General features: G+C 44.0%; 13 protein-coding genes and 1 riboswitch. Of the genes, 10 read left to right on the forward strand and 3 right to left on the reverse strand.

The genetic code is table 11. The features are described 5' to 3' along the window. Positions 1-173 precede the first annotated feature (173 nt). Positions 174-3,806, reverse strand: coding sequence for an S-layer homology domain-containing protein (locus MKY97_RS09665; RefSeq protein ID WP_342555229.1), 3,633 nt, complete (start codon positions 3,804-3,806; stop codon positions 174-176). A 400-nt stretch (positions 3,807-4,206) separates the two neighbouring features. Here MKY97_RS09665 and MKY97_RS09670 point away from each other — a divergent pair, with 400 nt between their 5' ends. The 6 genes from MKY97_RS09670 to MKY97_RS09695 all read left to right on the forward strand — a co-directional run bounded on the left by MKY97_RS09670 (position 4,207) and on the right by MKY97_RS09695 (position 18,203). Then, positions 4,207-12,522: an immunoglobulin-like domain-containing protein gene (locus tag MKY97_RS09670; protein ID WP_342555230.1), complete on the forward strand. Its 8,316-nt coding sequence runs from the start codon at positions 4,207-4,209 to the stop codon at positions 12,520-12,522. 163 nt (positions 12,523-12,685) lie between these two features. Then, entirely contained in the window at positions 12,686-15,097 is a 2,412-nt protein-coding gene (locus tag MKY97_RS09675; RefSeq protein ID WP_342555231.1) for an excinuclease ABC subunit UvrA, read from the forward strand. Positions 15,098-15,111: 14 nt separating this feature from the next. Continuing rightward, positions 15,112-16,134, forward strand: a complete 1,023-nt coding sequence (locus tag MKY97_RS09680; RefSeq protein WP_342555232.1) for a serine hydrolase — start codon at positions 15,112-15,114, stop codon at positions 16,132-16,134. Positions 16,135-16,218: 84 nt separating this feature from the next. Then, positions 16,219-16,297, forward strand: a riboswitch (ZMP/ZTP riboswitch). Positions 16,298-16,345: 48 nt separating this feature from the next. Further along, positions 16,346-16,945: a DJ-1/PfpI family protein gene (locus MKY97_RS09685; protein WP_342555233.1), complete on the forward strand. Its 600-nt coding sequence runs from the start codon at positions 16,346-16,348 to the stop codon at positions 16,943-16,945. Between the two features lie 15 nt (positions 16,946-16,960). Further along, positions 16,961-17,440, forward strand: a complete 480-nt coding sequence (locus MKY97_RS09690) for a GNAT family N-acetyltransferase (protein WP_342555234.1) — start codon at positions 16,961-16,963, stop codon at positions 17,438-17,440. A gap of 100 nt (positions 17,441-17,540) precedes the next feature. Next, the gene (locus MKY97_RS09695) at positions 17,541-18,203 is read left to right on the forward strand and encodes a Type 1 glutamine amidotransferase-like domain-containing protein (protein WP_342555235.1); all 663 of its coding nucleotides are present in this window, start codon (positions 17,541-17,543) and stop codon (positions 18,201-18,203) included. Positions 18,204-18,251: 48 nt separating this feature from the next. On the opposite strand, the gene MKY97_RS09700 is transcribed toward MKY97_RS09695, so the two are convergent. Both MKY97_RS09700 and MKY97_RS09705 read right to left on the reverse strand, forming a co-directional pair. Then, on the reverse strand, positions 18,252-19,190 hold the full coding sequence (locus tag MKY97_RS09700; protein ID WP_342555236.1) for an FAD:protein FMN transferase: 939 nt from the start codon (positions 19,188-19,190) through the stop codon (positions 18,252-18,254). Between the two features lie 9 nt (positions 19,191-19,199). Next, positions 19,200-20,129 carry a LysR family transcriptional regulator gene (locus MKY97_RS09705; RefSeq protein ID WP_342555237.1) on the reverse strand — a complete coding sequence of 310 codons (930 nt, stop codon included), beginning with the start codon at positions 20,127-20,129 and terminating at the stop codon, positions 19,200-19,202. A gap of 178 nt (positions 20,130-20,307) precedes the next feature. Here MKY97_RS09705 and MKY97_RS09710 point away from each other — a divergent pair, with 178 nt between their 5' ends. From MKY97_RS09710 to MKY97_RS09725, 4 genes are all read left to right on the forward strand, one after another. Next, the gene (locus MKY97_RS09710) at positions 20,308-20,925 is read left to right on the forward strand and encodes an NADPH-dependent FMN reductase (RefSeq protein ID WP_342555238.1); all 618 of its coding nucleotides are present in this window, start codon (positions 20,308-20,310) and stop codon (positions 20,923-20,925) included. Positions 20,926-20,938: 13 nt separating this feature from the next. Next, complete coding sequence (locus MKY97_RS09715; RefSeq protein WP_342555239.1) at positions 20,939-23,368, forward strand: flavocytochrome c; 2,430 nt, start codon at positions 20,939-20,941, stop codon at positions 23,366-23,368. 256 nt (positions 23,369-23,624) lie between these two features. Next, on the forward strand, positions 23,625-24,434 hold the full coding sequence (locus MKY97_RS09720; protein WP_342555240.1) for a lysophospholipase: 810 nt from the start codon (positions 23,625-23,627) through the stop codon (positions 24,432-24,434). Positions 24,435-24,482: 48 nt separating this feature from the next. Then, positions 24,483-25,004 carry a MarR family winged helix-turn-helix transcriptional regulator gene (locus tag MKY97_RS09725; protein ID WP_342555241.1) on the forward strand — a complete coding sequence of 174 codons (522 nt, stop codon included), beginning with the start codon at positions 24,483-24,485 and terminating at the stop codon, positions 25,002-25,004. Positions 25,005-25,088 lie beyond the last annotated feature (84 nt).

Here is a 25,088-nt window from a genome sequence, read left to right on the forward strand (position 1 = left end):
CAAAGAGAAACGCCATCACTTAAATGTGATGGCGTTTTTTGCTGGATTGCTTTGCAGGTCAGTCTGCTCAACGGGAGTGAAGGTAAGGACGTTTATTAAAATGGTCCTCTGCTAGAGTGGATTTAGGTTTTATTGTTTAACCAACAAGGGGGCCCATTGTCCTGTACACGCTTTCATTTACCCGGGTATTCGATGAACCTTACAACGATTGCGGCTGCTTCGGCACGTGCAGCAGTGGATACGGGAGCAAAATGATTATACGGATTGCCTAAAACAATACCGATGCCCCGCAGCGCTTGAACAGCCTCTAACGCCCATGAACTGATCTCATTCTCGTCCTCGAAGGATTTAGATTGACTTTCAGGTATTTCATAGCCCTTGTACTTCATGTAATTGTAAAGCATCATTACCATCTGCTCGCGGGTGATCGGTGAATTGGGATCAAACTGGTCTTCGCTTAAACCATGGACTATGCCTTTTTCGGCCGCCCACTCGACTGCCGCCGCGTACCACTGTCCGTCCGTCACGTCTCTATAACGGGAAGTCATGTAGTCGGCTTGTTTTATGTTGTCCAGATTGGCCAGCACCTGCACGAACATTGCGCGCGTCATGGGGCTGCCCGGTGCGAACGTCGCAGACGTCGTACCATTGAAAAGATTGTATGTGTAGACTGAATTTACGCAGCTGTAGAACCAGTCATCCGTGATGGTATCCCTGAAAGGATTGCCCGACCACACGAGGAAACCTAGTGAGGTCGCGTCATCGAATGCCAGCTCCGTACCCTCACGGATGTTCAGCGACATGCCGGTGTTTAAACCGATTCTTGTATCATCCGGTCCTACCACAACCTTACCGTCGCTTCGTATCTTCGATCCTTCATGGATATCCATTGAATTGCCGTTTGGCAGGTTCACGTGCGCTGCTTTGCCGCCTACAATAACCGTACCGTCGCTCGCAATCGTCGAGCCGCCAAGAATGGTCACTGTGCTTTTGCTGCTGGGGAGTGTCACTTGGGCGCTCTTGTCCGCCGGAATGGTCACCTTACCGTTGGAGTCTATCGATGTGCCTTCAGGTACCGTGATCTGCGTCCCGTCCTTGGTCGAAATCTTGCCGCCACCGGGAAGGGTGGTGCTGCCATTTTTGTCTGTGACTGCAGGTTTATCCTTCGGTGTATGTAGTGTGTAGGTCGCCTTGGATATTCCCGCGTCTGTCCCGGTGTTCGTATTGCCAACGCTGCTTTTATGATCGACGCTGCTTGTATTACCGGTGCTGCCCGTACTGCCCGTAGTGCCACCAGAATCAGGCACAGTAGGAGTTGTCGCTGCCTTCGGCATGGCCGTCACACTGATCTCAGCGCCGTCGCCCTTCGCGTTCAACGCGAGGATCGTGAAGGTGTAGCTTTGGCCATTTGTCAGCTTCTTGAAGGTATATTTCGTCTCCGCCGCATCCAATGTGACTGGCTGTACGCTCCCATACCATACCTTGTAGCCCAATACCGCGCTGCCGCCGTCGTCAGCAGGAGCAGTCCAGCTCAATGTGACCTGTCCGTCACCCGCTGTCGCTTTGAATCCGCTCGGCGCAACGGGTACGACCGGTTTTCGCTGCGCGAACATCCAATCAAAGACATCGGTGTAATCGTTGTTCCAAGCCGGCAAGTTGGAGGACTGCGCCGTGGGAGCGATGCTCCAAGTCCCCATCGTTATCTCATTGTAGAGAACAGCCGCTTCGACTTCATGCGCTATATAATCCGCCAGAACCGGTGTGTTGGCAGGATTCGGTCTTAGATTCGGCTGATCAAATTGATTGTAAGGCCACGTAAGTACCTCATTACTTTCGAAGCGTGAAGCTCTCGCGTTAATCATTTTCGGCATATTGGTATTGATGAAATTATTGAGGTTAGTCTGGTAGCCTCCAACATTATGAGCATTTAAAAACATCCAATAGGCCAGGGTATTGTGAGCGTCGTTAGCCGCAGCGTTCGGTGAACCACTTACCGGGGCCATCGGTGCGGCGGCAGCGAAGAAGCCAGGGTGGCTGTTAACTAAGTTGTTCGTATACTGGCCGCCCCAGGAGAAGCCTGCTGCGTAAACACGGTTCGGATCTACTTCGCCGCTGGCGATCAGGGCGTCGATGACCTTCTTCACATTCTGTGTGGAGGGAACAGAAACGCCATTATAGGAAATGTTTAGTACATGGCTGGCATACTTTTCAGGATTCTGTGCCATTTTTTTCATTAGGGCGACCGATCCATTGGCGGATTTCATGGCCGCTTTTTGGTCTGCCGCAGCGTTTGTGCCGCCGCGTGACATGCCGTGGGTGTACACATATAGCGGCAATCCCTTCATCACGTTACCGTCCTCATCCTTATGAAGGTAGAGCGAGCGATTGACCGAATGATCTGTGAATGTTGCGAACTTATCAAGGATTGGATTCACAACCTTTTCCTGCTCAAAAACCACGTTGTGAAGTGGATTCCCCTCTGTCAGTACGATCTGACCCTTTTGGCTGAGGGTGTAAACCTGCTTTGTCGAGTTACTGCTGCCATCCAGTGTTGTATTGCCGCCGCTCTCTGAATAAAACTCAGACTCAACGACGATGTAACGGCCGCTTGCCAGTCCGTCCCGATAATCTGGTGAATTGCTTACCGGCCCCACATAGCCGCGTACCTTCGGTTCATCATTAGCGTATACCCTTGTGATCTTGCGTGGTCCTTCAAGGGTCACCGCTTCACCATTCAGGGTGGTGTTCCTAGCCGATAAGGCGAACAAGTCCGGATGAAGCGCGGAGCCTAACGCCGCCTTCCCCTCGCCTAAGTCAATGATGACAGCCGTTGTGTACTCGCCGCTGGCGAAGTTGTCATTCCATACGATAAAAGGAAGTATGTTTGCGTCCGGATCGTTTTTGAATGTCACATGAATGGTATGGTCGGCCACAATATCTGTAAAGGTATAGGAGCTGGAAGATTGAGTCACGACCACGCCGTCTACCGTTACGGTATCCACAACTTTACCGGAGTCGGGAGCAAACGTAATTTCTTTGTTAGAGCCCCGATCTACTCTCAGCACATCGCCGGGTGGGCTCGACGTTATTCGGCCGCCCGGTCCCGCTGTGGCAGTGATTGAAAATCTGGTGTCCAATTCGGTGGCTGAGATGAGCTGCAGGCTGTCTGTAAATGAATCAGAGCTGGTATAAGCCGCGTCCGGAATTCCAAAGCAGGAAACGACTTCATAGCGGTCAGCGCCATTTTCTGTCGAGTTATTGATGTACACCTCGAAGGTAAGATTTCCCTCCTGTAAGATCAAATCTCTTTTGGGTATTCTCATTTCCACAATGTATCCGGTATCTGTAATCTGGGTCCATGCAGCTCTGCCTGGAGCGGCCTGCCCTGAAAACACTCCCGTCGCGCTGACACGCCATTGGTTCGAGCCGTTGCTTCCATCACCAACATAAAACTCCAGACTGTCGTATCGGTGGTCTCCGCCAGCTCCCTGATATAGATTACTGTCATTCACAACTACGCGGGCATACAGGTAGTCATGGTCCCAAAGGATTCTGGCTGTACCTGTGGCATGAGGTCTTGGGTCGGTGGGGACAGTGCTTTTGTTGATGTGATGTTCCATGGTTTGGCTCCAGAGGGGGTCGTTTGACCCGAGTTCAGGGGTTCCAAACATGGCGGCCTTTGTTTCATTCGCTGCGGCTGCGTCCTCGATGTTGTCATTGTCGGCAGCGTAGCTCGTAGGCATTAGCGTGACCACCATGACCAAGCAGCAAAGAAACCCGAGCATTTTTCTAAATCGTTTTGGCATAGATGCAAACCTCCTTATTTTTTGATCCGGTGCGCTCATGGTTTACTCGCGTCCGTATTTGGAAGCGTTATCAAATTGACAAGCGCCCAACTATATATATTATGTTTATCTGGAGTTAAATCCTTTAATTTGAATGTAGAGTATATTTTGGGATAAAACGATTACTTCGAGCTATAGGGACAGCGCTTCAGTCCACATCAAAATTTCAAATTGAAATAAAAAAGTCCACGTTATTAACAAGATAGTACATTGAATTGAGATATCTGAACACGTAATATGAGGAGAAATGTAAGCGTATTCATTTCAGGGTGGTCCTCTAGTTTCTTGAGTGAAGGGGTCTTGGTTTGAAAGCGAGCTATGGTTTTGTGTGCTTCTAATATTCAATGAGGGGAAGAATGCTATGCGAAAGCGAATGACAAACATCACTTTGGTTTTACTGTTGACCTTCAGCTGCTGTTTTAGTTTGGATATGCCATTTAGTAATCAAGCTTCAGCTGACCCAATTACACCAACGATGTTGGCGCATTATCCATTGCTTGAAGATGTATTGGATACATCAGGTAATGGCAAGCATGGAGCGGCTGTAGGCGACATTACGTATGCCGATGGTCTTACTCTGCCTGGAGGGACAGATAGCAATGCGAACTATGTGCAGCTTCCTACGGGCTTGTTTGATCATCAAGAAAATACAACGATTTCTGTATGGATGAAGAGTAACGCTGGACGCGGGAACCACGCAGCATTATTTTACGGTACGCCAGCAGCTGAAAATCAACTGCCAACGAATTACTGGCTGTTTAATCCATCGAATCCCAGTGGGGATTTTAAGTCCGTATTTACAGATCACGATAATGTGGACCAGCCTTGGACGACGGAGGTAGGCGTATCAGGCCCTTCTACGACACAGTATGAAGGTCAATGGGTTCACTATACAACGGTTATCACAGAAAGCTCTATTACAGGTTATATTAACGGAGTAAGTATAGGAACCGTCCCAAAAGAGAAAACAACAGCAAGCTTTGGCACGGATTTGCAAGCTTATATCGGTCGCTCCAATTATTTAGCGGATGCTGCTTTTGCGGGCAGCTTTCAGGATTTAAGAATTTACGGAGAGGCACTACGTAGTGAAGATATCGCTGGAGTATATGAACAATCGCTCGATGAAAAGCAAATACAACAAAGTAAAAAAGAACTGACGTTAGGGGACCTATCCGCCGTTACAGAATCGCTTGAACTTCCTTCTGCCGATAAGTATGGTGCAGTGATCTCGTGGACTTCCAGCGATGAGAGTGCGATTAGTCCAACGGGGGAAGTATTCTTACGAGAAACGGAGCAGCAAGTGACGTTAACGGCAGCCATTTCTATGGGTGGGAATCAAGCAGCGAAGGAGTTTATCGTCACCTTATTACCCGAGGATAGCTCTATTGAGCAGATTGCCGTTAAGGGTGTTTCGCTTAATGAATCTGCACTTCGTTTATCCGTGGGGGACAGCGAGACACTCGTGGCTACTATTTCACCTGCGAATGCAACGAATAAAAGAGTTACCTGGACATCGAGTGATTCCAGTGTAGCGAATGTCGATTTGGCGGGTAACGTTACAGCGGTTAGTGAAGGGACAGCCACCATTACGGTACGAACGAAAGATGGAGATCACGTAGCTGTATCCGCTATTAACGTTCAAGAAAAGTCGGAAAATGATGATCTGATTCTTCATTACAACATGAAAACAACTGCAGCGGTAGATGGTCAACTCGTACTGAAGGATATCGCCAACAAGCAAGTTACGTTTGATGGGATATTTAAAAATGCAAACAACGGACAATTTATTTCTAACAGTGAGGTTGGATTTATATCCTTCAATGGAGGGAGTTCTACATCGAATAGTGGATATGTTGAGATTCCTAAGGGCTCAAATGGAAGGGATCTATTACAAGGCCTGAATGAGATTACCGTATCTTCCATCGTGAACTGGACGAATGATGGTACGAATCGCTGGATTTTCGGTTTGGGTACGGTGTTAACACCGGAAACGAACAAATATTTTTTTGTAACCCCACGTCACGGAAGTGGATCGGGCAATATGATTGCTGCGGGTATATCTAAAAATGGCTGGCCGAACGAAGCGTTAGTTACAGGCAGTGCAAACTCCAACCTAATCGCTGGACAGTGGAAGCATGTAACGGTGTCCTTCTCCGAAGCCAGCAGCACGATCACATTATTCGTGGATGGAGTTAAGGTTGCTTCAGGTAATGCGAAGGGACTCAAGCTGTCAGACATCATTAATCCAGATTCTACGTTCTCTGGATTTATCGGCAAGTCCATCTTCGCGAACGATCCGTATCTTCAGGGAAGCGTAGCTGATTTCCGAGTATATAATCGTGCGTTGACGGAGCAGGAAGTGGGAGAGTTATATCAACAAGAAGCCGTAACTCACATATCGAAAATACGTCAGCTTACTGTTGATGATGCAGCGAATCAACTTAGCATGGATCGTTACTTGGACGAGGCAGATCAGAGTGCGGATAAAATAACGAAAAATGTTACCTTACCGACAAGCGGTAAAAACGGCGTAAGTATCACCTGGAGTTCCAGTCAGCCTGCAGTCATCTCCAATACAGGTGCTGTACAACGTCCACAGGCTCAAGCAAGTGATGTTCAAGCGGAGCTTACGGCTACTTTAATGTATCAAGGCGTATCTACATCGGCTGTATTCCCTGTTACGATCTTGAAGCAATTCGATGACCAGCAGAAGGTCGATCTGGATGCTGAACAATTAGAGATCTACAATGCAGACAATGTTAAAGGAAATTTACGTCTTGTGACTAAGGGTGAACAAGGCTCCACCATTACGTGGACGTCTAGCAGACCTACCGTTGTTAAAGGCACGGCTGAAGCGGCTAGTAATGCTGCACAGCTAGGGTGGGTAAGCCGCCAAGCTACGGAGGTACCCGTTAAGTTAACAGCCACAATTACAAATGGCTCAGCTTCCAAAGAGCGTAAGTTTGATCTTACCGTTAAAAAAGCAGCTGCGCCAGTACAGCTTGATGCGTACTTCTTTGCGTACTTTACAGGTGAATATGAGGGTGGTGAAGAGATTTCCTTCGCTACGGCTGAAGATCCATTGTACTGGAAAGCGCTCAATAATGGTAAATCGATCCTTCAATCGAATATGGGTGAAAAGGGACTTCGTGATCCATTCGTTATTCGTTCAGCAGAAGGTGATAAATTTTATATGCTGGCAACCGATTTGAAAATGGGTGAGAGCACCAATTTCGACCAGGCTCAAATTACGGGTAGCCATTACATGATGATCTGGGAGTCGGAGGATCTCGTTAACTGGAGCGAGCAGCGAATGGTCAAGGTTGCTCCCAAGACAGGAGGAAATACGTGGGCGCCAGAAGCGATCTATGATCCTGCAACCGGAGAGTATATCGTATTTTGGGCTTCATCAATGAAAAATACAGAGACATACGGTGATTATAACGGGAGACCCGCAGGTCAGTATAATGTGATGTATTATGCAGCAACACGAGATTTCTATAACTTTTCAGAGCCAAAGGTCATGATTGATGAGTCACTTCCAACCATTGATACGACGTTTATTGAGCATAACGATATGTTGTATCGATTTACCAAATCAGAAGTCAATACCAAAGTGTATGTGGAGAAAGCACCAAATTTCTACTATGACAAGGACGGTTTTGCTGCCAATGGCCTTCAATACGACGCTGTTCCGGGTACACGTGATAACAAACTTGGCTTGATCGGAAAAAATGGAAACAACGAAGGACAAACGATATTTAAGGATATTCATCAAGACAAGTGGTATCTGTTCCTGGATTCATGGCCCTATCATGTACGATATACAACGGATCTGGATAGCAGCACGCAATATATGAACAATGTATTAAGCAGTGATCAATATGCACTTCCGCCAGGACCAAGGCACGGAACGGTGATTCCAATCTCACGTGCGGAGTATAATGCTTTGCAAGAGAAATATGCTTCGAAGGGACCCGCACCATCAACAGACCCGGTTGTACATTACTCATTCGATGCAAATACAGTGAATGGTACAACGTTGAACGACATTTCGGGGAACGGCCATCACGCAACACTGGTAGGTGGAGCAACGATTAATGAAGAGGATCACATCGGTAAAAAGGGCGCTTCGCTGGAGCTTAATGGGTCTACAGGATATGTGAAACTGCCCGATAACCTGATTCAATCTTTGAATCTGGAGAAGGCTACGTTCTCCACATGGGTTCAAATGGACAAAAATCAAGCCAATCAGAGAATATTTGATTTTGCTTCCGAAACAGGCAGACAGGTTAACCGCAATACCATGTACCTGAGTACACAAGGTGATACAGGTAGTCTGGAGTTCGCTGTCGTAACCCCTTTTACAGAGAAATTTAGCAATGACAGCACGAAACTCGGATCAGATTATAAATATGCAATGCGAAATGCCGGACTATTACCAACGAAGACTTGGCAGCATATTGCCGTTACTATGGATGAATTTGAGGCAGTACTCTATCTGAATGGGCATGAGGTTAAACGCAGCTCGACATTTAATGTTGAGCCCAGAATGTTACTGGAAACAACGATGAATTATATTGGTAAATCAAGAAATAGTTCTGATCTTTTGTTTGATGGTAAATTGGATGACTTCCGTATTTATAATCGTGCATTATCTGGTCAAGAGATTGCAGCATTAGCAGATGAAGACGTCATTCCTCCAGTAGAGCAGCCATCCGGGGCTGAGCTCATTCTTCACTACGATATGAATGATATAGATGAAGAAACGGTTATTGACCAAACCGGAAAATTCAACGGAAAATGGGTGAATCCCTCTAAGGCAGAATGGATTCGTACGGAAGATGCTGGTGTGCTGAGCTTTAATGGAGGAAGAACGGACTCCTATGTAGAGCTGCCACCAGGAATTCTCGATGGATTAACGGATATCACCGTTTCATCGATTGTGAACTGGAGCGGTAAAAACGCTGCGGAATGGTTGTATGCACTAGGAAGACCGAATAATAACACGCACTATACGTATTTCACACCACGTTATAACGCTAACGGTCTAGCGCGTTTAGGCATCGCGACGAATGCCTGGAATAATGAGTCCTCAACTTCGACCACGGGCTTAAAGAATAATGAATGGAAAGTAGTGACGACTGTTGTTTCAGGCAAGGATGGTACACTAACCATTTATATTGATGGTGTTGCTGTTGCATCAGGCTCAACGAATGGAATGACGCTGGAACAAATAAAAAATACTTCAGGCAGCAGTGGAACGATCGGGAAGTCATTTTATACAGCTGATCCTTATTTCGGCGGCATGATCGCAGACTTCCAAATCTATGATGGTGCTATGACTCCGACAGATATTAAATCACTGAAGGTTCGCGCAGATCAAAAGATTACTGCAATGAAGGGAATGCTTGTCTCCGCTGCAAATGAGAAATTAACAATTCAAGATCTGCTTGCTTCGAATACATCCAAAGATTCGATTACAAGCAATGTAACTTTGCCAACTTCAGGTGCCTATGGCACAACAATAAGCTGGACAACGGATAAGAGCAATGTGATCTCAACTACAGGTGTCGTGACTAGACCAGATAGCGCAGCTGGCGATCAAGTTGTAACGTTAACAGCGGTATTTACAGATGGTAAAGAGACAATTAACAAAACCTTTACGATGATGGTTAAAGCATTGCCGAGTGATGCCAATGCTGTAGATGAAGCAAAAGCGGCACTAGTTGTGCATAACATTCAGGATGTAAGAGGTCATCTCTCCTTACCGACATCAGGATTATATGGAACAACGATTACTTGGTCTTCCGTTCAACCAAACGTCGTTTCAGTGACTGGTGAAGTGCAGCGTCCTGCACATGGTCGTGGAGATGTAGACGTGAAGCTCACAGCTGCGATTACATTAAATTCAGCATCTACTACGAAGGAATTTATTGCGAAGGTGAAGGAACGGCCTGCCGATGAAAAATACGCAGGATACTTCTTCACATATTTCACTGGGGAAGGTACTTCAACGGGGGAGCAAATTTACTTTGCACTAAGTGAAGGTAATGATCCGTTAAACTGGCGAGAATTGAATGAGGGTAAATCGGTACTGACCTCTGCCTTAGGGGAGAAGGGAGTACGTGATCCATTCATTATTCGTTCGCCTGAAGGCGACAAGTTCTACATGATCGCCACCGATCTGAAAATTAACGGCAATGGTGACTGGGGCAAAGCACAGACATGGGGCAGCCGTTCCATTATGGTGTGGGAATCGAATGATCTCGTCAACTGGACAGATCAACGCATGGTAGAGGTTGCACCGGAAGAAGCGGGTAATACCTGGGCACCAGAAATCATGTACGACAAGACAACAGGTGAATATATCGTATTTTGGGCATCAAGAATGTTTGATGATGCATCCCATACCGGTAACGCTTATCAACAAATGATGTACAGCAAGACAAGAGATTTCTATACGTTTACTGAACCGAAAGTATATTTGGATTATGGGTATTCCATCATTGACACCACAATGATTGAACATGATGGTAAAGTGTTTCGTTTTACGAAGGATGAACGAGACAACGGAGCTATTGCTCCATTTGGCAAGATGATTTTCCAAGAGATGGGTGACTCGATCTTAGATCCAACCTTCAAAATGCTTAATCAAGGCGTGGGTAACATGAAATGGGTTGAGGGTCCAACGATCTTCAAATCGAATACAGAAGAGAAGTGGTATTTATTCGTAGATGAGTTTGGTGGAAGAGGTTATATTCCATTCGAGACAACCAATCTTGCATCAGGCGAGTGGACATTATCTTCGAACTACAACTTACCCGCTAGTCCACGTCACGGAACGGTCATTCCGATTACACAACGTGAGTATGATGCACTCAGTGGGAAGAGGGTACCCGTTAACGGAGTGAGTCTGAACAAAACGACACTGTCCATCGTAGAAGGACAATCAGGGCAATTGACAGCTACGATCACACCGGCAAATGCAACGAAAAAGGAAGTAAAATGGAGCTCAAGTAATCCAGCTGTAGCGACTGTAAGTGCGACAGGTCGAGTAACAGCGGTGGCACCAGGAACAGCAAGCATTACAGTAACTACAGTAGATGGTGGTATATCATCCAACGCTACAGTAACGGTGACACCACTGGTTGAACCGACTGCGCCAGGAGAAGTGACCGGAACAAGCGTAATAGCGGGTAATCAGAAGCTGACTTTGAAATGGAGTAATCCTGCAAGCGATCTAGTCGCAATTAAGATTACAGGTCATGGAAATACAGAGTTTAAGACGGTAACGCTGAATCATGTGGCTAGCAGTTATGAAATCACAGAACTTGCAAATGGCACGCGTTATGAATTCCGTATTACTACGGTAAACTTAGCGGGGCAAGAATCGGCAGGGGTTGTGGTATCGGGAACACCACAAGCACCAAGCAGTGGTAATGGAGATGGTGGCGGTGGTAGTGGCGGTAACATCCCTGCACATACAGTACCGCCAGCTTCTACAGGTGGAAGTGAACCAGTGGTGATGGACAACGGTCAGATAAACATTAAGCCAGTTGTTAATGAGAACGGTGCTTCTATAGTGAAGCTAAGTCCTGATACGGTGAAGCGTGCACTTGATCAAACGACAGGTGATAAGCTACAGGTACAACTTGAAGGAGATCAAAGCTTGAACGAGCTAATCGTTGAGCTAGCGGTAGATCCCCGCTTAACAAGTGCAGCTTCTAAGGTAGGTCACATCGAGATTAACACAGGATCAGCAGTCGTAACGTTGGCTACCGAACGGCTTGGAACAGAAATAAGCGCAGGGAAAACGTTAGGATTGTCGATCAAGAAAATATCGTCTAATCAACTGCCAGCTGGCACAGAAGCTAGGATGAATGGTGAGGTCGTATATGATATCAAGCTAAAGATAGATGGTACGAAGCTTACGGCTTTTGATGGTAGAGATGATCTCGTGATTGCATTGCCATATACGCTGAAGGCTTCTGAGAATCCAAACAACATCATCGTATACGATGTAAAGGGCAACGGAGAGCTGAGAGTCGTGATGAATGGTAGATACAATGCAGGGACAGGTCAAGTAGAGTTCAAACCAACGATTCTAAGTAAATATACGGCAGCGTATGTTACAGCGAGCTTTCAGGATGTGACCCAAGGCTGGGCGAAAGATGCGATCTCGGCATTGGGAGCAAGAGGCGTTGTAAAGGGTATAGGCGACGGCGAGTTTAACCCGAAAGGTCAGGTGACAAGAGCAGCATTCATCACCATGCTGATGAATGTGCTGGAGTTATCGGATGAGAGCGCAGCAGCAAGCTTTAGTGATGTGGAGCAAGGAGAATGGTACTATCGAAATATCGCAATCGCGCAGAAGCTGGGGATTGTGAACGGGAAACCAGATGGTCGTTTCGGAGTTCATGAGAACATTACGCGAGAAGATATGGCCGTTATGGTATACAAAGCGATCCAAATGAAGCAACTAAAATTACCAGATCATGAAGCTATAGCTTTCAAGGATAAAGCAAACATCGCAAACTATGCGAAGCAAGCGGTAGAGGCAATGCGGGGAGCAGGCATCATAAACGGTGTAGGTAACGATGAGTTTGCACCGAAGAAAACGGCTAACCGTGACGAAGCAGCAATGATGATCTATAATTTATGGAGTTTGATGTAGGCTTGTTAAAAATAGGTCAGTGGCTATGAATTGAATTTGATTAAAGGCTCCATACTAAACAACCCGCTAAACACAAGGATTTCAGAGTGTTTGGCGGGTTGTATTATTCATCAAAAGAGCAGTACAATGAATGAAAAATACTCTATACTAGGACTGATTAAAAATGAAATTTATAGAGGTTAGGAATGCCCGAAAACATAATCTGAAAAATATAAACGTAACCATTCCAAAAGGGAAGCTCACTGTAGTGACAGGAGTCAGTGGGTCAGGGAAATCGACATTTGCTTTTGATATCCTCTATGAGGAAGGACGTAATCGTTACCTTCAATCGATCGGCTTTTTTGGACAAACCAATCAAGAAGACCACTTTGACGAGATTACGGGTCTGTCACCAACGATTTCAGTTGAACAAAGAATTATTCGGCAATCGAATCCACGTAGCGTAGTAGGAACACGTACATATATCAGTCAATTATTGGGACAACTCTTCTCACTTGAAGGGCAAATGACTTGCTCAAGATGCAATACTACACTTGATTACAATCTATATTGTGAGAAGTGTGGGATTCAGGAAAGCAGACTAACTCCTCCCTATTTTTCTTTTAATACAGGACTCGGAATGTGTTTAGATTGTCGAGGTCGAGGATATAGTTTCGAATTAATGAGAGATAAGATTGTACCAAATAAAAATAAAAATGTACTAGAAATATGCAGAGGTTTAGGTTTTTTTGGGAAGTCACTACTAGCTCAACTTAGTAACTTTGCAAACATCAATAATATAGACCTTACACTGCCATTTTGTCGTCTTTCTGATGAAGCTCAACAATTCATTTATTATGGAATGCATGATGTATTTGAAGGTCTGTTACCTTGTATACAAAGAAGAATGAGTTCTACGGTTCGAGCACGAAGCGTAGGAGAAACTCAATTTTGTTCAAGAGTAACTTGCCCAATTTGTATGGGGTTTCGAATTGGAGAAGAAGCTCGCAGAGTGACTATAAATGCCAAGCATATCGGTCATTTAGGGAACATAAGTATCCATGAGCTTAAAGCTTTTTTAAGCGATACTATACAATCAGGACAGATATCTTCGAACGGTAAAGCGATTATAAACCTAATTATTAGACGACTTCATCTTCTTATTGAACTGGGCTTGTCTCATCTATCGATAAATAGAAGTTTACCATCTTTAAGCGGAGGGGAGATTCAGCGACTTTTTCTCATGTATCACATCGAGTCTGCCTTTGATTCGTTAACCTATATTTTCGATGAACCCACTTCTGGTCTTCATGAAATTGAGAAGGAATTGATTATTCATAAATTAAGGGGAATACAACAAGCGGGGAACACCGTTATTGTAGTAGAACATGATCCTATGATGATTAAGGCTGCGGATTATGTGTTGGAACTTGGACCACAAGCTGGTGAAAAAGGGGGGGGAGTTGTTTTTCAAGGCTCCGTCGAAGATATGTTACAAGCAACACAATCGATTACAGGAAAATATTTATCAAAGCAATATGATTTGCCAAGAAAAGAAGAGAACCACTATCGGAGAGTTACCGATATTACGCCAAAACTTACGCTTAAGAATGTAAGTGTTCATAATCTTAAAAATTTTACGGTTAATATCCCCTTAGGTTTGCTAATAGGTGTTACGGGGGTGTCTGGCAGTGGAAAGAGTTCCTTGATATCAGATACATTGGTTCCCCTTTTAAAACAGCGTTTTAAAAAGTCAACAGATATTAATGATGATGAAAACGACTCTGAAGGTTGTAGTGAATTAATAAGCTGTGAACTAGAGGGATATGGGGAGTTGAAAGGCTGTATTGCCGTATCTCAGTCCCCAATTGGAAGACATAAAACATCTATCCCTGCAAGCTATATTGGAATATGGGATAAAATACGTTTGGTATTTGCTTCACAGCCTTTGGCTGCGGAGAGAGGTTACAGTCCCGGACACTTTTCATTTAATTCTTCTGATGGACAATGTGAAAAATGTAAGGGTGAGGGAACCGTACAATTAATAGGCGAGGTTACTCGCGAATGTTCTGAATGCAATGGCAGAAGATACAAAACTGAAATTCTGGAAGTGAAATATGAAGATAACAATATATTCGATATTCTAAATTCTTCAATAACGGATGCTGCAAAAATATTTAAAAATGATCGATCGATTGTGCATATGTTACATACTCTTGAGCGTGTAGGAATGGGCTATTTGAAGTTAGGGCAGCCAACTCCTTCTCTAAGTGGCGGTGAAGCTCAGAGAGTAAAACTGGCGAAAGAACTGGGTCATATTCGAAAATCAAATATGCTCTATGTTCTTGACGAACCAACTACTGGCCTAGGTTATTCAGATATTTCTAAATTAATGTTATTAGTAGAAGATTTAACTCAAAAAGGGAACACGGTCATCGTTATAGAACATGATCCAGAGTTCCTGTCATTCTGTGATTGGATTATTGAACTGGGACCCGGAGGTGGAGACAAGGGGGGATATGTAATTGCTCAAGGATCACCCTGGGATCTAATGAATAATAAGGAATCGATAATCTCGAAATATCTAAAATTATGAATTAGGGAGAGATCATGCAAGATTCTAAAGAATACAAATCAATACCACGAAGCTATTGGCCAACGGATGATTGGCAGACTTCCGCCCCAGAAGAGAAAGAAATGAATGAAGATATTCTTGCAAAAGCTAATAATTACATTCTCGAGAACTTTAGTAATGTAAACAGTTTGCTTGTAATTAGAGATGGTTTTATTGTTAATGAACGGTACTTTAATGGATTTAATGAGAAAGACTTAATGGATATGAGGTCTGTGACCAAAAGTTTCACTTCGACATTAGTTGGAATTGCAATTCATGAAAAATATCTATCTGGTGTTGATGAGAAATTAGGAGATATATTCACTGAATACATTTCTGATCGAACTTCTTTAGCGGGACAAACCTCTATTGAGCAATTGTTGACAATGTGTTCAGGTTTTTATTGGCAAACCGATCGTTGGTTAGTTGAAAGAATGACAGATCGATTGATTCGCAGTAATGACTGGGTCGATTTTATCTTAAGACTACCTGTTAACCCTGCCTTAAAGGGGAGCTTTCAGTATAAAAGTCCGGATTCACATTTATTATCTGCCATAGTAGCTAAAGTAACGAATCAAGAAGTTGAACAATTTGCTGACAAACACCTTTTTTCTCCTCTTGGTATTCGAAAGAGAACTTGGCTCACTGACCCTAAGGGAATTCCATATGGAGCATGTGACTTAAAGTTATTATCACGGGATATGGCGAAGCTAGGATATTTATATCTGAATAACGGAGTTTGGGATAATAAACAGATCATTTCTTCTTCTTGGGTTAAAGATTCTACCAGTGAAAAAAGTGGTGGGTCGGAGTCAATCGGAACGTACGGATATCATTGGTGGATAAGCGAGGAAAGAGGTCATAAGGTTTTTTTTGCAGCAGGTGCGGGAGGCCAATACATTTGTTGTGTTCCTGAACTGGATATAGTCGTTGTTATCACGGCAAAGGTTGCTGCACGAAATTGGAAGAATCCAAGATCAATCATTCGTGACTTTATTATTCCATCCGTTACAAGATAATTATCCTTTGTGTAAAGCTGTTATATGATCAGTACAGAAAATACTTGTAGTCGTCTAAATGTTCAGATTATAATGAAGTAAATATTTGGTATGTGTAACTGACGTAACGTGGAGAACCACGAGGAAGCACATATTTCATATGCCGTACGCCTGGGCGAAGTATCTGGTCTTAGACCGGATACTTTTATTTATTTTATGGGAGATGAAGACGATGGAACAGATAAAACGAGCAAGAAATGCAGCTATATTCATTTTTGAACAGGTTGAACCTTTGGATTTTGCAGGACCGTACGAAGTCTTTATCTCAGGAAGTAACAGGGGGCAGGATTTCAATGTTTACACTGTCGCGGAAAATAACGGTCCGATCCAAACCTTGGGAGGTCTAAGCATCAATCCAGCGTATACTATTGATAATTGCCCTAATCCCGATATATTGGTGATTCCTGGAGGTTGGGGTTCAAGAAAAGAAATGAATAATGAAACGGTTACGAATTGGATTCGAGAGATATCAAATGATGTAGAGGTCATTTTGTCTGTCTGTACTGGAGCCTTGATTTTAGCAAAAGCCCAATTATTAGATGGTTTAAAAGTGACAACCAATCGCTTAGCTATGGACGAATTAAGGCATATTGTACCTGCTTCTACTGAAATCATGGAAGAGGCCCGCTATGTCGATAATGGGAAAATTGTATTATCCGCGGGCATATCTGCCGGTATGGATGCTGCGCTGTATGTTATAGAAAAATTATTAGGCGAAGATAGAGCTGTAAAAACTGCAAATCTTATGGAATATGATTGGAAGAAGGCTTGAAACGGGGGGATCCATGTGCATATTCGTCTGCTGGAACATAAAGACCAAATTAACATAGAAAAAATAATGAGTGAATATCCTCTACAATTTCCTACGTTTATCATTGATCAATATCCTGTACGTTGGTCAAAGTTTTTAGTTCCGAGGGAAGAAAACGATGCAGAAGGATACTACGTAGCGATTGGTGATAATAATGAAACCATTGGTCATGCAGGTTATTTATATAATGAACAGTTACGTCTATACGAGATCGTGGGTGTAGTGGTAAAGAAGGGGGTTCAGCGGCAAGGTATTGGAGTGGCTTTGATCAATACGATTTTAGAAACAATAAAAAAAATGAATGAGAAAGAAATTATTCTTTACACACTAGGTCATGTTGGAAATGAAGATACAATCCAATTTTATAACAATATCGGATTTGAATTGACAGCTTACGAAAGGGATTTTTTTAGAACGGATTACCATAGAGTCACTTTCACTAAAACGTTAAGCTAACTGTAAACGATATTGATTTACGTTTAAATGATGTCCTCAAGTTCTATCTTTAGATAGAGAATAAAAGTTCATAAATTTATACATATGGAGGTAATACAGTTTGAGTACTCACTACTATTTCAGTTGGTTTAATGATTTTTTTCCAGAGAAACTGGTCGAACGATTGCAAGAGGATATTGCAGATAGGAAATCGCTTGTGATGATTAGCGCTCAGCCGTCTGATGATGAAGATGAGCAGGTGAACTTTGAGGATATTACAGAATGGACATGGTTAACTCAGGCAAACCTCCATTTTGTTGAATATCATTTCATTGATTACCGTATGCCAAAAGAAAAGGCTCAGCAGCTTATTCAGAAAGCCTCTGTCATTTTTCTGTGTGGGGGAGATCCTGTGCAGCAGCATGAGTTTTTGGCGGAATATGAACTATCCAATGTGATTAAAAACAGCAAGGCCGTTATCCTTGGTGCGAGCGCGGGTTCATTAAACATGGCTGCAAAATGGTTATCTTCGAATGACGATACCCCTAAGGGTGAAACAACTACGATATATGAGGGGTTGGGCTTTGATCATTTTGCCTATGAATCTCATGCTGGACGCAGCTGCGATACGTTTGTTGAAGGTTACCTGTTTCCGCTATCTAAAGAGATGGATGTTTATGCGGCAGAACAGGAAAGTGCTATTCGTGTAAAGGACGGCAAAATAGATATTTTAGGTCCTGTATATGTAATCTCCGAATCTAAGATTCAGAAACGGAAAGGATAGAAAAAACCTGAGAAAGCGAAGCGTTCGCCTGAAAATTTTCTGATCATCTTAACTTGATAAGGGATGGATTCTCCCCTTTAGATTGTCGGTGAAGGCCAGATTTCCATCGGTCGTGATGACGGCAGCCTCAATATGCTTCATTTGATTTACTTTATGAATAATGGAGGCCGCATCAAACCCGAATAATTCTGTCGTATAGATGTCGCAGTCCAGCGATTTATCCGCAATAATGGTTAATGAAGCGACATTACATTCGATGGGGTAGCCCGTTGTACTGCTGAATATATGATGGTACTGTTGTCCATTCTTTTCTAAAACGCGCTCATATATGCCTGAGGTTACGACAGATTGTTCTCTGATGCTGACGAGTGCTGCTGCGTTTCCTCTGGGCAAAAAGGGGTTCTGTATGCCAACATTCCAGTGACTGGACCCGGAAGGGGAATCGCCATGAACGAGTACGTTCCCGCCCATATCGACCATTGCGGCATCAGCTCCATTTTTCTTGAAAAATGCCATAACCTGATCCGCGAAATAACCTTTAGCGATAGCTCCAAGGTCGATCTCCATGCCTTTTTTTAATAAATGCACGGTTTGCTGCTCATCATCAAGCTGAATGTTTTCAGGATTCAACAGCTCCAGAACCTTCTTGATCGCGGCATCCTCTGGCACATGTGCTTCGCGAAAACCAATTCTCCATAATTTAATCAAGGGACCTATGGCAATATTTAAAAAGGAATCTTCATTCAGGCTGTGTTCTTTGCCTATTTTGATGAGATCATACAGTTCCTTGTCCACTCTGAGCGGATGTGCTGCGGCTTCTTGTTTTAGCCTGGCAAGCTGTGAGTGATCACTGTTGGCACTGAAGACCTTCTCATAACGGAACAGCATATTCGCTGCTTCCCTGGCAAGCTCTTCAGCTTCTGCCCCTTTGATATAAAGGGATATTTTAGTTCCCATAAGCGGGATTGTTTTCGTAAAAGTATTCATGACAGCCTCCTATACCGCACATTGCTGCCCATGATTGAGAAAAGTATGGATGAGATCATGATCATCACTGGACAGCTTTCTTTCCCCATGATGTGCTATAAAATAATCCAGACTCATCTTATCGATCGGGATCGGATAGATGTTGTATTCCGAGGCACACTCATCGATATGCACACTTTCAGGAACAATCGTTACGCCCATATTATGCTTTGCAAGCTTTAATACGGTGCGAATCTCATTGCTTTCCATCACGATGCTGGGCTGGATTTTGTACACACTTAACAATTGATCGATCTGTTTACGGATGGCAGAACCTTTAGACGTTAGAATGAGCTTTTGACGCAAAATGGTGCTGATATCAAAAGTCCCCTCTGGAATGACTGCAGCATTGTTCCGGTATAGTTCAGAGCAGCGCGGAATAACAGCCCGGTAACGGTGTCTGCCCCAACTAACGGAGTTCAGGTTCGGAGATATGCTGCTCGAATTTTGTCCGATCCAGAAGTCGAGCTCATGATTTTGGAGACGCTTCTCATTTTTTTCAGGTATATCCTCTACAAGGTTTATTTTATAAGCAGGATGAAGCTTTAAAAAATCAGGTAAAAAAAGAGGCGTTAAATAAGAACCGAGGCTCGGAAGAATCCCGATTCGCAGTATCCTGCTGCCGATATCCGATACATATGAGATTTCTCTCACCAGTTTCGCGTAGCTGTGCTCAAGTGAAGTCAAATACTGATAATATATTTTTCCCTGCTCGGTTAGTCGATAGGGCAGCCTGCTGCGAGTGATCAGTTCACAATTCAACTGACTTTCCACTTTTTTAATCACCTTTGTCAGGTAGGGCTGCGAAATATAAAGTGACTGGGCGGCTTTGCTGTAATTACTGTATTTCAGGAGGCTGTCGATGTAACATAAGATATCCTGAGATTCTAACTTAGACATGTCCCTCATCCTTTGTGAAAAAAATAACAAACTTTGAATTTGAGCTGATTATAACAAATTGGTTATCAAACTGCAATGAATAACTATTAGATCATTTCACCTCTGATATGATAGAGTTATGCCGAAAGAACGAGTCTGACATGTACGAACATCATTTCTGAATGACAGAAGGGGGATTATGATGAATTATTTAGCTATCGTAGGCACGAATTCGGATGTATCCACGAACCGCATGCTGCTCCAATTTATGCAAAAACATTTCTCGAATGAAGCCAAAATTGATTTATATGAAATTAAGGATTTGCCCGCATTCATTGAAAAAGAGGATATAGAGGATGCTGAGGTTGACATTCCCGAGCAGGTAAAAGACCTTTCGGATCGAATCACCAAAGCTGAAGGCGTGATTATTGCCACTCCGGAGTATGATCATGCCATCCCTGCCGTTCTGAAAAGTGCGCTGGAATGGATCAGTTACACAACTCAAACCTTGAAAAACAAACCTGTTATGATCGTAGGTGCTTCACACGGCTCACTGGGTTCTTCCAGAGCCCAGGCACATCTCAGACAAATTCTGGATTCACCTGAGCTTGGTGCAAGATTAATGCCCAGCAGCGAATTCCTTCTGGGGAAATCACAGAGTGCATTTGATAACAGCGGCAGTCTGATCAGTGCTGAGAAAGTAGCGGAGCTTGAGGAGATTTTCAGGGAGTTTGTTCTGTTTACAGAGATCACTACGGAGCTGCTTTCCAAAAGGACGTTGAAGAAAAAAACGAAAAAATTCTCCTGGCAGGAGTAGGGGGCTAACTACAATGAAAATCATAGCGATCGTAGGCACAAATGCAAAGAAATCGTATAATCGCATGCTGCTTCAGTTTATGAAAAAACATTTTGAGTCCAGAGCAGCCATTGAAATTCTTGAAATCGCGGACGTACCAATGTTTAATCAATCCGATAACCAAACGAACAGTGAAATCATACAAACATTTAATGAGAAAATTATCGCAAGTGACGGAGTTATTATTGCAACTCCTGAATATAACCATTCCATTCCTTCATCCCTTAAGAGTGTGCTTGAATGGTTGAGCTTTGAACTGCATCCGCTTGCGGGTAAACCCGTGATGATTATTGGTGCTTCACAGGGAACACAAGGCTCCTCGCGTGCGCAGCTGCATCTTCGTCAAATTCTGGATGCTCCGGGTGTTGAAGCTAACGTGATGCCAGGGTATGAGTTTTTGCTTGGAAGTGCACATAAAGCGTTTGATGAGTCAGGCAATCTGAATCAAGAAGGAACAATCGATTTCCTGGAGGTATGTTTCCTGCGCTTCCTTCGTTTTGCCAAAATTTCCAATCAGCTCAATGAGGAAGAGGAGTTCACCTATAATCCGGGTGTATATGAGGTCAATGCCATTGGCCACAGCGGCAAGCTTCCCATGAAAGTATCCTTTAGTGAAACTCGTATCGAAAGCATTGATATTGATGCGAAGGGAGAAACCGAAGGCATCGCCGATGTCGTTTTTGTACGAATTCCGAATAAAATCATTGAAGGCCAGACGCTGAATGTGGATGCACTTTCAGGTGCTTCTGAAACCAGTAATGCTGTCATTGATGGTGTAGCCAAGGCGGTTAAGCTTGCCGGAGTGAACCCTGACATTCTGAAAAGACGTCCAAAACCTGCCAGCAGCCAGATGAGAGAAGACGAGGAATACACTTGTGATGTGGTGGTTGTAGGAGGGGGCGGTGCCGGTTTAAGTGCTGCTGCCGTAGCTTTACAGCAAGGCGCGAGCGCGATTGTTCTTGAGAAATATCCGGCTGTGGGCGGAAACACGATCCGTTCAGGCGGGCCTGTCAATGCGGCAGATCCCGAGTGGCAGCAGCAGTTTAACGAGAATCCGGGAGAAAGACAGACGATTGAGAATTTATTAAGTACGGACGAGAGCTTGATCCATCCCGAATATATAGATGATTTCCATGCTCTGAAAGCGGAGTTCACAGCGTATCAGGAAAAGTTCGGCACACAAAAGGCACATTTGTTTGATTCACCACTGCTTCACAGAATGCAGACCTATTTTGGCGGCAAACGAACCGACTTGAATGGCAGCACAATCTACGGACAATACGATCTGGTCAAAGTCCTTACGGACAACGCTCTGGAAAGTGTACATTGGCTTGAGGATATCGGGGTTGAATATGATAAAAGTATTGTATTTGCTCCAGTGGGTGCCCTTTGGCGGCGCGGTCATAAACCGGTGAAAAGTTATGGTTCTGCATTTATCATCGCACTCAGCCAATATGTAGAAGAGAATGGCGGAAACATTATTACAGATACGCCTGTCAAACAGCTGATCATTGAAGATGGGAAAATTACAGGTGTAATCGCTGCGGGTGTTAATGGTCAAAAAATCACCGTGCATGCCAAAGCAGTTGTACTTGCAAGCGGCGGTTTTGGTGCAAATACACAAATGCTTAAGGAATATAACACATACTGGAGCCACATTGACGATGATATCAAAACGACGAATTCCTACGCGATGACGGGTGACGGCATATCGCTTGGCAAGAGTGCAGGAGCAGCACTGACAGGCATGGGTTTCACTCAAATGATGCCAGTCGCTGACCCGGAAACGGGCGAACTCTTCAGCGGGTTGCAGGTACCTCCTGAGAACTTTGTAATTGTTAACAAACAGGGAGAACGATTTGTAAATGAATTTTCGGGTCGAGATGTTTTAACCAAAGCGGCTATTGAGCAGGGCAGTTTATTTTACCTGATTGCTGATGATGAGATCAAGAAAACCGCAGCGAATACAAGCCAGGAGAAGATTGATCGCCAGGTAGAAGCGGGTACTCTGTTTAGAGCGGATACGATTGAAGAACTGGCAGTGAAAGTAAATATGGACCCTCAAGTTCTCAGAACGACCATTGATAAGTATAACTCTTATGTGGATGCGGGCTTTGACCCAGAGTTCCATAAAGATACATTTAGCTTGAAAGTCGAGAAGGCTCCGTTTTATGCTACACCTAGGAAGCCTGCAGTTCACCACACGATGGGCGGTATCAAGATTGACACGAAAACTCGTGTTCTGGATGAGAACGGTCAACCTATTGCCCATCTGTATGCTGCCGGCGAAGTAGCGGGAGGTATACATGCAGGCAATCGTTTAGGGGGTAACGCCTTGACCGATATCTTCACATTTGGACGGATTGCTGGTAAAACGGCTGTTGAAGAAATGAAAGGTTTATAAGCACTAAACCGCTAAGCACAATGTGTTTCAAGTGTTTGGCGGTTTTTTTATATTTTGTGAAGTCTTATAAGAGCTAATTAAAGCTTTTGAAAGCGCTTGATTTTTTTGTGGACAAGAGCATAGATCGGATGGTATATTGTTTCTGTAAGAAACAATATTATTTTTGATGGACATTATATCACGTGTTCTTGGTAAAGCCTTAAGGAAATGATCTTTCGGGCTTGCGCCTGGACACCACAAAAAGGACGGGATAAAGATGACTAAAATGGAGACAACGATCAAATCCTTTGATGGTACACAGCTTTATTTCAGTAAGGATACGGTAGAACATGCGAAGGCAGCTGTAGTTATCGTGCATGGATTGGCTGAGCATGCCAGCCGCTATGATTATTTGACAGAGAAGCTGAATCATCGTGGATTTAACGTATACCGTTTTGACCATCGAGGTCATGCCAGATCGGAAGGACCGCGCACATTTTACAGTGACTTTCATCATCTGATCGATGATGTGAACGCTGTCGTGGAGACGGCACTGCAGGAGAGCGGCGATACACCGCTGTATATTATCGGACATAGTATGGGCGGCTTTGCTTCTTCATCGTTCGGCACGAAATACCCGGGTAAAGTGAAGGGCATCGTTTTATCGGGTGCACTTACCCGTTTTAATACAAAGGTGGTTGGAGAGCTGCCGATGGCTCTGCCTTCAGGCACGTATTTTCCAAATGAACTTGGCAGCGGAGTTTGCAGCGATCCTGAAGTTGTATCCGCTTACGCGAATGACCCGTTGGTAGAGAAACAGATTTCTGTAGATTTATTTAACAGCCTGGGTTATGGAGTGGAATGGCTTAAAGAACATGCGAAGCAGTTTGTCGATCCGGTGCTTGTACTGCATGGAGCGAATGATGGGCTGGTCAGTGAAAAGGATTCCCGTGATTTTTACGGCGATATCGCTTCGACGGATAAAACGCTGAAAATCTATGCACATCTCATGCATGAAATCTTTAATGAAACGGCACGGGACGAAGTGATTGAAGAAGCGATCTCATGGATTGAAAAACGAATCTGATTTCAGTAGAGTAATAGAGAGAGAATTCGAAGACGAAAGGGATTACGCATGAAATTAGATTGGATGGGTGACCATCGGGAGCTTGTCGAGAAGATTATCAAGTATGGCAATGCTTATTCCAACACCTACAAACTGCAGCGAAGCTATGGAACCGATATGACGTTCTCTGCTTCCCAGATTCAGACGCTTGAGTATATTCTGGAAGCAGAAGATCAGGAAGAGAAGATGTCCGAGATGGCCGCCCGTTTGGGCGTAAGCCGAAGTACATTTTCCAAAAACGTGAAAAATTTGACCGAAAAAGGGCTGCTTGAAAAATATCATTTGAGCGGGAATCGCAAAGATATTTACGTCAAACCTTCTACCAAAGGCCGCGAGGTATACACGAAATATACGGCATTTGTCCGCGAGCTGTGTTTCGATGATATCTTTAAGCTGGCCGATCAGATTACGGAGGCGGACAAAAAAAGCTTTATTCGCATCATGGATCTGTTTGCAGATGTGCTCGTCTGGTATGGTGAAAAGGAACAAGAACCGCGCAGGCTCATCAAAATTGAGCCGGTCAGCGAGTAGTTTACAGGGAGGCAGCTGGTTTTGGCGAATGTTCAATCGCTTTAAAAGTTCCGAATGCCTCGTTATTACAATGAATAGTTTTTT

The organism is Paenibacillus sp. FSL R7-0652, from assembly GCF_038595045.1.
In the GTDB taxonomy this organism is placed as follows: domain Bacteria; phylum Bacillota; class Bacilli; order Paenibacillales; family Paenibacillaceae; genus Paenibacillus.